A 13,049-nucleotide genomic window follows, 5' to 3' on the forward strand; every position below is an offset into this window, starting at 1 on the left:
TCAGATATGACGGACTTCGACAATCTCATACTCGATGACACCGCCTGGCGTCTTCACGGCAACCACGTCACCCTCTTCCTTGGCAATCAAGGCACGGGCGATAGGGGAACCGACTGAAATCTTGCCGAGCTTGATGTCCGCCTCGTCCTCACCAACGATCTGGTAAGTGACGCTTTCATCAGTCTCGACGTTGGCGATTTCCACGGTGGTGCCGAAAATCACTTTGCCAGTGTGCGGGATCGTGGTGACATCGATAATCACCGCGTTCTGCATACGGCCTTCGATGTCACGGATACGCGCCTCGACCATGCCCTGCTCTTCACGGGCAGCGTGGTATTCGGCGTTTTCCTTCAGGTCGCCCAGCTCACGGGCCTCACCGATGGCCTGGCTCAAGCGAGGACGCTCGACCTTGGTCAGGTGAGCGTGCTCTTCTTCCAGGGCGCGAGCGCCCTGAACGGTCATGGGGTACTTGGTTATGCTCATGCCTTCAATCCTGCATGTAGATCCTGCAAGCGACGTACGGTCTTCTCAGGGCCGAACTTGAGCGCTTCGCAGATCGCTTCGCCGGCAGCAATGGTCGTGGTGCAGTAGATCTTATGCTGCAGCGCATTGCGACGAATGGAATAGGAATCAGCGATCGACTGGCGACCTTCGGTGGTGTTGATGATCAGCGTGACTTCGTCATTCTTGATCATGTCGACCACGTGCGGACGGCCCTCGGTCACCTTGTTCACGCGGCGCACTTTCAGGCCTGCTGCTTCGATCAGCTTGGCAGTACCGGCAGTGGCGACCACTTCGAAGCCCAAGTTGATCAGATCACGGGCCACGCCTGCAACCAGTGGCTTGTCGTCATCACGCACACTGATGAACGCCGTGCCACCCGTCGGCAACACTTCGCTGGCGCCCATCTGGGCCTTGGCGAAAGCCTCACCGAAAGTATCGCCCACGCCCATGACTTCACCGGTGGATTTCATTTCCGGGCCGAGGATCGGGTCAACACCCGGGAACTTGGCGAACGGGAACACCGCTTCTTTCACACTGTAGAAGTTCGGGATGATTTCCTTGGTAAAGCCCAGCTCTTGCAGGGTTTTGCCAGCCATGACCCGTGCAGCGATCATTGCCAGGGAAACACCGATGCACTTGGAAACGAACGGCACGGTCCGGGAAGCGCGCGGGTTGACTTCGATGACATAAATGTCTTCGCCCTGCAGGGCCAGTTGCACGTTCATCAGGCCGATGACGCCCAGCTCCAAGGCCATTTTCTTGACCTGTTCGCGCATCTCGTCCTGGATGTGCGCCGGCAGCGAGTAAGGCGGCAACGAGCAAGCGGAGTCACCGGAGTGAACACCGGCCTGTTCGATGTGCTGCATGATCGCGCCGATCACCACATCCTTGCCGTCGCTGACCGCATCCACGTCCATCTCGATGGCGCAGTTGAGGAAGTGATCAAGCAATACCGGGCTGTCGTTGGACACCTGGACCGCTTCGCGCAGGTAACGCTTGAGTTCGTCTTCCTGGTAGACGATTTCCATCGCGCGACCGCCCAGTACATAGGACGGACGAACAACCAACGGGTAGCCGATCTTCGCGGCGGCGCGAATGGCTTCGTCTTCGCTGCGCACAGTGGCGTTTGGCGGCTGGCGCAGGTTCAGGCGCTCGACCATCTGCTGGAAGCGCTCGCGGTCTTCCGCGCGGTCGATGGCATCCGGGCTGGTACCGATGATCGGCACGCCAGCGGCCTCAAGGGCACGAGCCAGTTTCAGCGGGGTCTGGCCGCCGTACTGGACGATCACGCCCTTTGGCTTCTCGACGCGGACGATTTCCAGCACGTCTTCCAGGGTGACAGGCTCGAAGTACAGACGATCGGACGTGTCGTAATCAGTGGATACGGTTTCCGGGTTGCAGTTGACCATGATGGTCTCGTAACCGTCGTCGCGCAGGGCCAGTGCCGCGTGTACACAGCAGTAGTCGAATTCGATGCCCTGGCCGATCCGGTTGGGGCCGCCACCCAGGATCATGATCTTGTCACGACTCGACGGCGCGGCTTCGCACTCTTCTTCGTACGTGGAGTACAGGTAGGCGGTATCGGTGGCGAACTCAGCGGCGCAGGTGTCGACGCGCTTGTAGACCGGGAAAACCTCCAGCTTGTGACGATGGGCGCGAAGGCTCTTGTCGGTCACGCCCAGCAACTTGGCGAGGCGCTGGTCGGAGAAGCCTTTGCGCTTGAGGCGCAGCATCGTGTCGCGGTCAATGCTGGACATGCCCAGGGTCTTGACCTTCTCTTCTTCCTTGATCAGATCTTCGATCTGCACCAGGAACCAAGGATCGATCATGTTCATGCCGAAAATCTGTTCGACGGTCATGCCGGCGCGGAAGGCATCGGCCACGTACCAGATACGCTCGGCGCCCGGCACGGTTAGCTCGCGCTTGAGCTCGCTCATGTTTTCCGGGTTGCTCAGGTCCAGCTTCGGATCGAGGCCGCAAACACCCACTTCCAGGCCGCGAAGGGCTTTCTGCAGGGATTCCTGGAAGGTCCGGCCGATGGCCATGACTTCACCGACCGACTTCATCTGGGTGGTCAGGCGAGCGTCAGCCTTGGCGAACTTCTCGAAGGCGAAGCGTGGCAGCTTGGTCACGACGTAGTCGATGGACGGCTCGAAGGACGCCGGTGTCTTGCCGCCGGTGATGTCGTTCGACAGCTCGTCCAGGGTGTAGCCCACGGCTAGCTTGGCGGCGACCTTGGCGATCGGGAAACCGGTGGCCTTGGAGGCCAACGCCGAGGAACGGGACACCCGCGGGTTCATCTCGATGACCACCATGCGACCGGTGTTCGGGCAGATGCCGAACTGGACGTTGGAGCCGCCGGTTTCCACGCCGATCTCGCGCAATACCGCCAGGGAGGCGTTACGCAGGATCTGGTATTCCTTGTCCGTCAGGGTCTGGGCCGGCGCAACGGTGATCGAATCACCGGTGTGCACACCCATCGGGTCGAAGTTCTCGATGGAGCAGACGATGATGCAGTTGTCCTTTTTGTCGCGGACAACTTCCATTTCGTATTCTTTCCAACCGATCAGGGATTCGTCGATCAGCAATTCCTTGGTCGGCGACAAATCAAGACCACGGGCGCAGATTTCTTCGAATTCTTCACGGTTGTAGGCGATGCCACCACCGGTGCCGCCCATGGTGAAGGACGGACGGATGATGCACGGGAAACCAAGGCGCTCCAGGACCGCGTTGGCTTCTTCCATGCTGTGGGCGATACCCGAGCGCGGACAGTCCAGGCCGATGGATTTCATCGCCTTGTCGAAACGCGAACGGTCCTCGGCCTTGTCGATGGTGTCGGCGTTGGCGCCGATCATTTCCACACCGAATTTCTCCAGGACGCCTTCGCGCTCCAGCTCAAGGGCGCAGTTCAGCGCGGTCTGGCCGCCCATGGTAGGCAGCAGAGCGTCCGGGCGCTCCTTCTCGATGATCTTGGCAACGGTTTGCCACTTGATCGGTTCGATGTAGGTGGCGTCGGCCATGGCCGGGTCGGTCATGATGGTGGCCGGGTTGGAGTTCACCAGGATGACGCGATAGCCCTCTTCGCGCAGGGCTTTGCAGGCCTGGGCGCCGGAGTAGTCGAATTCGCAGGCCTGGCCGATCACGATCGGGCCAGCGCCGAGAATCAGGATGCTTTTTATGTCTGTACGTTTTGGCATGGGTTTGTCACTCAAATCCGCAGGTCAGTCGGCTAGGCCGTCGAACAATCTTTGAAGCGCCCGAGGGGGCCGCCGTTTTCGGGGCCGCCCTCGGGCTTCACGCGGTCAGCGTCGCTTGGCCATCTCGTTGATGAAGCGATCGAACAGCGGCGCCACGTCGTTCGGGCCCGGGCTCGCTTCTGGGTGGCCCTGGAAGCTGAACGCGCTCTTGTCGGTACGCTCGATACCTTGCAGCGTGCCATCGAACAGCGACTTGTGAATCGCGCGCACGTTGGCCGGCAGGGTCGCTTCGTCGACGGCAAAACCGTGGTTCTGGCTGGTGATCATGACGACGCCGGTGTCCAGGTCCTGGACCGGGTGGTTTGCACCATGATGGCCATGACCCATTTTGACGGTCTTGGCACCCGAGGCCAGGGCAAGCAATTGGTGACCGAGGCAGATGCCGAATACCGGTATCTCGGTTTCCAGCACATCCTTGATCGCCTGGATGGCGTAGTCGCAAGGCTCCGGGTCACCCGGGCCGTTGGACAGGAACACGCCATCAGGCTTGAGCGCCAGGACGTCAGCCGCCGGGGTTTGTGCTGGCACTACCGTCACGCGGCAGCCACGTGCGACCAGCATGCGCAGGATGTTCAACTTGACGCCGTAGTCGTACGCGACCACGTGGTACGGCAGCTCGGAGGCTTCGATCGTCGCGTGGCTGTCGGTTTTCAGATCCCAGACCGAGGAGCGCCACTCATACTGCTTCTGGGTGCTGACGACCTTCGCCAGGTCCATGCCCTTGAGGCCTGGAAACCCCTGGGCGGCGGCGATGGCCGCCTCTTCGGAAATGTTGTCGCCGGCCATGATGCAGCCGTTCTGCGCGCCTTTTTCCCGAAGGATGCGGGTCAGGCGGCGGGTATCGATACCAGCAATCGCCACGACATTGTTGGCTTTCAGGTAGTCGGAGAGGGACATCGTGTTACGCCAGTTGCTCGCTACCAGCGGCAAGTCGCGGATGACCAGGCCAGCGGACCAGACACGATCGGACTCAGCGTCTTCCGGCGTGGTGCCAGTGTTGCCGATGTGCGGATAGGTCAAGGTAACGATTTGTTGGGCGTAGGAAGGATCGGTAAGAATTTCCTGATAGCCGGTCATTGCGGTGTTGAACACCACCTCACCAACGGTCTGACCGTCGGCTCCAATGGCTTCGCCGCGAAAAATGCTGCCATCAGCAAGGGCGAGTATGGCTGGCTTAGTCAAGAAGACCTCCCGTAAATAAAGCCTGAAAGGGCGATCGCAGGTTGTAAAAAAGCGGAGTGACGTATGGACACGTCACCCCGCTTGTTCACTGAATTATTCTGCGCGCTTTTAGTGGACACACTAAAGCTGTAGCTTACAGAAAAAGGCTTTTTTGGTCCACCGCTAATGAGCCTGAAAGGCAGGGGAATGCGACAGGTCGTCGCGAAGCGGCGTAAAACGGGGCTCAGTATAACCTGAACCCCGTCTTCAGAGACATCAACGCAGGTCGAGAACATCCTGCATGTCGTACAAACCAGGCTCACGACCATCCAACCAAAGCGCGGCACGCACAGCGCCCTTGGCGAAGGTCATCCGGCTCGATGCCTTGTGGGTAATTTCCAAACGCTCGCCCTCAGTCGCGAACAGCACGGTGTGATCACCCACCACATCGCCGCCACGCACGGTCGCGAAACCGATGGTGTCTCTGTCCCGAGCACCGGTATGCCCCTGGCGCCCGTACACGGCCACTTCCTGCAAATCGCGACCCAGCGCATCGGCAATCACTTCACCCATGCGCAACGCGGTGCCCGAAGGCGCATCGATCTTGTGCCGGTGATGTGCCTCGATGATTTCGATATCCGCATCGTCGCCCAACACTCGAGCAGTCAAGTCCAGCAACTTCAGCGACAGGTTCACGCCGACGCTGAAGTTCGCCGCAAATACAATCGGGATGTCCTTGCCTGCGTCGGCCAGCAATTGCTTTTGCGCGGCATCCAGGCCGGTCGTGCCGATCACCATGGCCTTGCCAGCCTTGCGGCAGATGGCAAGGTTCTTGAGCATCACTTCCGGAAGCGTGAAATCGATCAGGACGTCAAACTCGTCGAGCACCTTTTCCAGCCCACCGGACATTGGCACGCCGATACGCCCAAGCGAGGCCAACTCGCCAGCATCGGCGCCTACCAGCGTACTGTCGGGCCTCACGATGGCAGCGGTCAGGCCCGAAAGCGGCGAGCGTTGCTGCACCGCTTCGACCAGCGCCTTGCCCATGCGCCCCGCGGCGCCCATCACAGCAATACGTCGCATGCCCACTCCTTACAGGTCGCCGAAGAAGCGCTTCACGCCTTCGAACCAGCCAGTGGTTTTAGGGGAGTGGCTATTGTCATCCGCCAACGAGCTGCGGAACTCTTCCAACAGTTCTCGCTGACGCCGGCTCAGGTTGACCGGTGTCTCTACCGCAACGCGGCACATCAGGTCACCCGCACCACCGCCACGCACCGGCGCCACGCCCTTGCCGCGAATCCGGAATTGCTTGCCTGTTTGCGTCCCCTCAGGGATCTTCAGCTTGACGCGACCATCGAGGGTCGGGATTTCCAGCTCGCCACCCAGCGCCGCATCGACGAAGCTGATAGGCACTTCGCAGAACAAGTGCTTGCCGTCACGCTGGAAGATCGCGTGTTCGCGCACGTTGATGACCACATACAAGTCGCCAGTCGGACCACCCTGGGCACCTGCCTCGCCTTCGCCGGACAGGCGGATACGGTCGCCCGTGTCGACACCGGCCGGCACTTTCACCGACAGCGTCTTGTACTCTTCGACACGCCCTTCGCCATGGCAGGCATCGCACGGATCGGAAATGATCTTGCCTTGGCCATGGCAGCGCGGACAGGTCTGCTGGACCGAGAAGAAGCCTTGCTGCATGCGAACCTGGCCGATACCGCCACAGGTAGGGCAAGTGACTGGCGAGGAACCCTTCTTGGCACCCGAGCCGTCGCATGGTTTGCAATTGACCAGCGTCGGAACACGGATATTGACCGTGGTCCCCCGCACCGCCTCCTCGAGGCTCAGCTCCAGCGTGTAGCGCAGGTCACTGCCTCGCTGGGCGCCACCACGGGCACCGCCACGGCCGCCACCGAAGAAATCACTGAACACATCGCCGAAAATATCGGAGAAGTTCTGTCCGCCGAAACCGGCACCGCCGCCACCCATGCTAGGGTCGACGCCGGCATGGCCGTACTGGTCGTAAGCCGCGCGTTTGCTGGAATCGGACAGGACTTCATAGGCCTCGTTGGCCTCCTTGAACATCTCTTCCGAAGCCTTGTCGCCGGGATTACGGTCCGGGTGGTGTTTCATCGCCAGGCGACGATAGGCCTTCTTCAGCTCTGCTTCGCTGGCCCCCCGCTCAACACCCAATACTTCGTAAAAATCACGTTTTGCCATTAGTCTTTGCACTCTTATAGGACGTTCGGCAAACCTCTCCTGAACCTCGCCAAACTCGTTGGGCCTCCATACAGGCCCGAACCCAACTCACGTCGATTCAACGATCCTGGTCTCGGTGCATATCGCCCGGAAAGCAGGAGCATTCCCGAACCCACCGTCAGCACCCGAGCTTTGTCGCATGCTGCAAAAATTCGCTGCCTCCAGACACGCCAACGCGGGAGCAAGCTCCCGCGCGGCGACATCCTACCAGCCACCGCACAAAAGCAGTCAACCGGCCGACCAACAAGCGATTACTTGTTGTCTTTCACTTCTTCGAACTCAGCGTCGACGACATCGTCGGTTTTCTCGGCCGACTCGCCTTGCGGCGCTGCGCCTTCAGCGGGCTGGGCCTGCTCGGCATACATCTTCTGAGCCACTGGCGCGGAGACTTTCGACAACTCTTCGATCTTCGCTTCGATGGCCGCCTTGTCGTCGCCTTTGACGGCAGCTTCAAGGGCAACTACAGCCGCTTCGATCGCCGTTTTTTCTTCGGCGGTCACTTTGTCACCGGCGTCGGCGATCATCTTGCGAGTCGAGTGCACCAAGGCATCGCCCTGGTTACGCGCGCTTGCCAGCTCTTCGAACTTGCGGTCTTCCTCGGCGTTCACTTCAGCGTCGCGAACCATCTGCTGAATTTCTTCTTCGGACAGGCCGGAGTTGGCCTTGATCACGATCGACTGGGTCTTGCCGGTGGCCTTGTCTTTCGCGCCGACGTGCAGGATGCCGTTGGCGTCGATGTCGAAGGTCACTTCGATCTGTGGCACGCCACGTGGAGCCGGTGGAATCTCGGCCAGGTCGAACTTGCCCAACGACTTGTTCTGGGCGGCTTGCTTGCGCTCGCCTTGCAGCACGTGGATGGTCACGGCGCTCTGGTTGTCATCGGCAGTCGAGAACACCTGGGATTTCTTGGTAGGAATCGTGGTGTTTTTCTCGATCAGCGCAGTCATCACGCCGCCCATGGTTTCGATACCCAGGGTCAGCGGGCTGACGTCGAGCAGCAGAACGTCCTTCACGTCACCGGCCAGAACGGCGCCCTGGATGGCGGCACCCATGGCAACGGCTTCGTCAGGGTTCACATCCTTACGAGCTTCTTTACCGAAGAAATCGGTTACCAGCTTCTGCACCAGCGGCATACGGGTCTGGCCGCCGACCAGGATCACGTCGTTGATCGAACCCACGTCGATACCGGCGTCTTTCATCGCAATGCGGCAAGGCTCGATGGTGCGCTGAACCAGGTCTTCAACCAGCGCTTCGAGCTTGGCGCGGGAAATCTTCACGTTCAGGTGCTTCGGACCGGTGGCGTCTGCGGTGATGTACGGCAGGTTCACGTCGGTCGACTGGCTCGAGGACAGTTCGATCTTGGCTTTTTCAGCGGCTTCTTTGAGGCGCTGCATGGCCAGCGGGTCACCCTTGAGGTTCATGCCGCTTTCTTTCTTGAACTCATCGACGAGGTAGTCGATCAGGCGGATGTCGAAGTCTTCACCACCGAGGAACGTGTCGCCGTTGGTCGCCAGCACTTCGAACTGGTGCTCGCCGTCGACTTCAGCGATCTCGATCACGGAAACGTCGAAGGTACCGCCACCCAGGTCGTAAACGATCACGGTGTGATCGCCCTTGGCCTTGTCCATGCCGTAGGCCAGAGCGGCCGCGGTTGGTTCGTTGATGATGCGTTTTACGTCCAGGCCCGCGATGCGGCCGGCGTCTTTGGTCGCCTGACGCTGGCTGTCGTTGAAGTAAGCAGGGACAGTGATAACAGCCTCGGTCACTGCCTCGCCGAGGTAATCTTCGGCGGTTTTCTTCATTTTCTTCAGGATTTCAGCCGAGATCTGTGGCGGCGCCATTTTCTGGCCGTTCACTTCAACCCAGGCGTCGCCGTTGTCAGCCTTGGCGATCTTGTAAGGCACCATCTTGATGTCTTTCTGAACGACTTCTTCGTCGAACTTGCGACCGATCAGACGCTTCACCGCGTACAGGGTGTTATGCGGATTGGTCACAGCCTGGCGCTTGGCGGACTGACCCACCAGGATTTCGCCATCGTTGGCGTACGCGATGATCGACGGCGTGGTGCGCGCGCCTTCAGCGTTTTCAATAACCTTGGCCTTGCCGTTTTCCAGCACGGAGACGCACGAGTTGGTGGTCCCCAGGTCGATACCGATAATTTTGCCCATCTTGACTCTCCCGGAACTTGGATTTTGTTGCCGCAGCATTGGTGGTTAACTGCGGTAGCACTTAAACGCTTGACTTCTTAATGGGGCCGTTTCGCCCGATTTCAAGCCTGCTCATCAATAGAAGGCGAAACCGGCGCTGGCGCCTTGCTGACCACAACCATGGCCGGGCGCAGCAGGCGACCGTTGAGCAGATAGCCCTTCTGGAACACTTTCAGCACGCTGTTTGGCTCGACGTCTGCACTTTCCTGCATCGCCATGGCCTGATGGTGCTCGGCGTTGAAGGGTTCACCGTGAGGATCGATCGCTTCAAGCTGGTAACGCTTGAGCGTGTCCTGGAACATCTTCAGGGTCAGCTCGATGCCTTCACGCATTGGACGGATGTTCTCGTCGTCCGGGTTGGACAGCTCCAGACCCCGCTCCAGGCTGTCGATGATCGGCAGCAGGTCGCCAGCAAAACGTTCCAAGGCGAATTTATGAGCCTTTTCCACATCCTGCTCGGCACGACGGCGGACGTTCTGCAGATCGGCTGCTACACGCAACGCCTGATCCTGCGCACCGGCCAGTTGCTCTTCGAGCACTTGTACACGTGCCGCCAGGTCTTCACCCGAATCCTGGGGAGCCTGATTGGCGTCTAGATTTTGGGTGTCCTGCGTCTGTTCGTCAGCCATAGATTTCTCCTTTCAATTTCGTCCGCGAGCTCGACTCGCGCTTCTGCCCCGGTATATGGGGCCGGGTTTTCCAGCTTCAAGGGCCATCTGACGAATTAACCCTACAAAAGGCAGCAGCATAATCATTCCTCGCAGCACTAAGGAATCTGTTGGTCCAAGCAAATCGAGCTAAGCGCAGGCATTGTCAGCGCGAAACAAAACACTGTATAAATAACCAGACCTAATGCCTGGGAGCGGCCTTATGCTGGTGCACCTGTCCGTACACAACTACGCCATCGTCGAACATCTCGACCTCGAACTCGATCGAGGCATGAGCGTGATTACCGGTGAAACCGGTGCCGGCAAATCGATCATGCTCGACGCCCTGGGACTGACACTTGGCGACCGCGCTGATAGCGGCGTGGTACGTCCCGGTGCGGAAAAGGCCGACATCCTGGCGACATTCGACCTCGTCGACATCCCCGAAGCCAGCGCCTGGCTGGCCGAGCGCGACCTGGACACCGATGGGCTGTGCATCCTGCGCCGGGTCATCACCGCCGAGGGCCGCTCCCGAGGCTATATCAACGGCACCCCTTGCCCCCTCGGCGACCTCAAGGCACTCGGCGAACTGCTGATCGATATTCACAGCCAGCATGAACACCAATCGCTGCTCAAGACCGACACCCATCGTCGCTTGCTCGACGAGTACGCGGGTGCCACCGACCTGGCCCGCCAGGTTCAATTGGCCGCCCAACGCTGGCGACAGACCCGGCAGGAACTGGATCGACTTTCCAACTCAGGCGATGAACAACGGGCCCGCCACCAACTGTTGAGCTACCAGCTTGAAGAGCTGGAAAACCTGGCCCTGGGCGAAAACGAGCTGGAGGAACTTGAGCAGGAGCACAAGAACCTGACCAATGCCGAGGCACTCCTCGGTGTCTGTCGGCAAGTGGTCGAGCAATGCAGCGAAAGTGATTCCGGCAATGTGCTCAGTGCGCTGACCGCAAGCATCAACCGACTTTCCAGCGTCAGCAATGCCGTGGGAGCCCTGGGCGAAGCGAGTAACCTGCTGACCAGCGCCCAGATCCAGGTCGAAGAAGCCGTCGGGGAGTTGAACCGCTTCCTTGATCATTTCGACGCCGACCCGGCACGCCTCCAGTTTCTGGAAGAGCGCCTGGACACTATCTATACGCTGGCCCGCAAGCATCGCGTCCAGCCAACCGATGTCGTCGAATTGCAGCAACGGCTGCTGGAGGAACTGGAAAGCCTGAACGCCAATGATGAATCCATCGAGCGGCTCGGGGATGAACTGGCGTCCTTTGCGCGCCATTACCAGGAAAAGGCCAAGGAGCTCAGCGAATTGCGCCGACAAGCCGCGACGGGCTTGGCGAGCGCGGTAGAACAGGAGATCCAGCGCCTGGGCATGCCAGGGGGCCGATTCACCATCGAACTGCACCCTAACGGCGGTGATGATCTTCAGCCTAACGGGCTGGAGCAAGTGGAACTGCTGGTCAGCGCCAACCCCGGGCAACCCCTTAAGGCATTGGCAAAAGTGGCTTCCGGCGGCGAGCTGTCGCGTATCAGCCTGGCAATCCAGGTCATCACGGCACAGACATCACGGGTGCCAACGCTGGTGTTCGACGAGGTGGATGTCGGCATTGGCGGCCCTACGGCGGAAATTGTCGGCCAGTTGCTGCGCAGGTTGGGCGAGCGTGGACAGGTCCTGACGGTCACTCACCTGCCCCAGGTTGCCGCCCAGGGACACCAACATCTATTTGTCCACAAGGTGCGCGACGAAGACGCCACTCGTACCGCAGTGTCCAAACTCAACAAAAATGAACGCGTGGAAGAAGTCGCTCGGATGCTCGGAGGAATAGACCTGACCAAGGAATCCTTGGCCCACGCTAAAAAAATGGTGGTTGCGGCAAAAACCTGACAGAGGCCGTTGAAAGAAAGAAGGCGACCCGAGGGTCGCCTTCTTTTGTTCTGAGGGCCTGAGCCCACGTCACAAGCTTATTTGCGCTTGCGCACATGCAGGACGAGATGGTGATCGATCAGCTCGAAGCCATACTCCTCAGCAATAGCCTTTTGCAGTTGCTCGATTTCAGGACTGATGAATTCAATGACTTCACGGGTCTCAACATCCACCATATGGTCATGGTGCTCCCCGTCAGCCAATTCAAAGACAGCATGACCGCCATCGAAGTTATGACGAGCGACCAGCCCGGCAGCTTCGAATTGAGTCAGGACACGGTAGACCGTGGCCAGACCGACATCCTCGCCAGCTTCCATGAGCGCCTTATAGACGTCTTCGGCACTCATGTGGCGCTGCTCGGCAGAGTCGAGCATTTGCAGAATCTTGACCCTTGGCAGGGTCACTTTGAGGCCGGCTTTGCGTAGTTCGCTATTTTCAACCATGGTCAGCTTTCTCGCGATGCTGCTTCGCAGCTTCTCTTAATGCGGGTATGATCGGTGTTTACGTTGTCCCAGCCAAGATAGTGGAAGTCGCCCACCGATGCAAAACACCAAGCTCTTGCTAACCAGTTTCACCTTCGTGGGACTGCTCGCACTCGCCGGTTGTTCATTCCCCGGGGTTTACAAAATCGACATCCAGCAGGGCAATGTCGTCACGCAGGACATGATAGACCAGTTACGCCCGGGAATGACCCGCCGGCAAGTACGGTTTATCATGGGCAACCCTCTGTTGACCGACACGTTTCATGCCGATCGCTGGGATTACCTGTACAGCTTGCAGCCAGGCGGCGGCGAGCGGCAGCAGGAACGCATCAGCGTTATTTTCAATGCCAATGATCAACTCGTCAGCTTGTCGGGAGATTTCATGCCCGGCGTGAGCCGCGACGAGGCCATCATGGGCAAGGATAGCGGCACCACGGTCACCGACCCGGCCCAGAACACCGAACAGCCGAAACCGGAGAAACCGGCCAAGCCAGGTTCGCTGCTGGATCAGATCCAGAAGGACGTGGACAACGTCGAGACCGTACCTGTCCCGACGCCAGAACCTCTGGACACCTCGCCGCAATAAATCGCGACAATAA

General features: G+C 59.4%; 10 protein-coding genes. 2 read left to right on the forward strand and 8 right to left on the reverse strand.

The genetic code is table 11. The features are described 5' to 3' along the window. The 7 genes from greA to grpE all read right to left on the reverse strand — a co-directional run bounded on the left by greA (window position 1) and on the right by grpE (window position 10,014). Complete coding sequence (gene greA / locus DOCECA_RS18585; protein WP_420765659.1) at window positions 1–477, reverse strand: transcription elongation factor GreA; 477 nt, start codon at window positions 475–477, stop codon at window positions 1–3. A gap of 2 nt (window positions 478–479) precedes the next feature. Further along, window positions 480–3,701 (reverse strand): carbamoyl-phosphate synthase large subunit, encoded by a 3,222-nt coding sequence (gene carB / locus DOCECA_RS18590; RefSeq protein WP_445570908.1) that lies wholly within the window; start codon window positions 3,699–3,701, stop codon window positions 480–482. Window positions 3,702–3,806: 105 nt separating this feature from the next. Beyond that, window positions 3,807–4,943, reverse strand: coding sequence for a glutamine-hydrolyzing carbamoyl-phosphate synthase small subunit (gene carA / locus DOCECA_RS18595; RefSeq protein ID WP_420765584.1), 1,137 nt, complete (start codon window positions 4,941–4,943; stop codon window positions 3,807–3,809). 255 nt (window positions 4,944–5,198) lie between these two features. Continuing rightward, a complete protein-coding gene (dapB, locus tag DOCECA_RS18600; protein ID WP_420765585.1) occupies window positions 5,199–6,005 on the reverse strand; it encodes a 4-hydroxy-tetrahydrodipicolinate reductase in 807 nt (268 codons plus the stop codon). 9 nt (window positions 6,006–6,014) lie between these two features. Next, window positions 6,015–7,139: a molecular chaperone DnaJ gene (dnaJ, locus tag DOCECA_RS18605; RefSeq protein WP_420765586.1), complete on the reverse strand. Its 1,125-nt coding sequence runs from the start codon at window positions 7,137–7,139 to the stop codon at window positions 6,015–6,017. A gap of 290 nt (window positions 7,140–7,429) precedes the next feature. Continuing rightward, on the reverse strand, window positions 7,430–9,346 hold the full coding sequence (dnaK, locus tag DOCECA_RS18610; protein ID WP_420765587.1) for a molecular chaperone DnaK: 1,917 nt from the start codon (window positions 9,344–9,346) through the stop codon (window positions 7,430–7,432). Between the two features lie 101 nt (window positions 9,347–9,447). Then, window positions 9,448–10,014, reverse strand: coding sequence for a nucleotide exchange factor GrpE (gene grpE, locus DOCECA_RS18615; RefSeq protein ID WP_039592327.1), 567 nt, complete (start codon window positions 10,012–10,014; stop codon window positions 9,448–9,450). Window positions 10,015–10,255: 241 nt separating this feature from the next. Here grpE and recN point away from each other — a divergent pair, with 241 nt between their 5' ends. Beyond that, a complete protein-coding gene (gene recN / locus DOCECA_RS18620) occupies window positions 10,256–11,929 on the forward strand; it encodes a DNA repair protein RecN (protein WP_445570909.1) in 1,674 nt (557 codons plus the stop codon). A 77-nt stretch (window positions 11,930–12,006) separates the two neighbouring features. Here the strand turns inward: recN and fur are convergent, their stop codons facing one another. Continuing rightward, on the reverse strand, window positions 12,007–12,411 hold the full coding sequence (gene fur, locus DOCECA_RS18625) for a ferric iron uptake transcriptional regulator (protein ID WP_420765589.1): 405 nt from the start codon (window positions 12,409–12,411) through the stop codon (window positions 12,007–12,009). A 97-nt stretch (window positions 12,412–12,508) separates the two neighbouring features. Between fur and bamE the strand changes: the two genes are divergently transcribed. After that, window positions 12,509–13,036, forward strand: coding sequence for an outer membrane protein assembly factor BamE domain-containing protein (gene bamE / locus DOCECA_RS18630; protein WP_445570910.1), 528 nt, complete (start codon window positions 12,509–12,511; stop codon window positions 13,034–13,036). Window positions 13,037–13,049 lie beyond the last annotated feature (13 nt).

The organism is Pseudomonas sp. E102 (assembly GCF_052660185.1).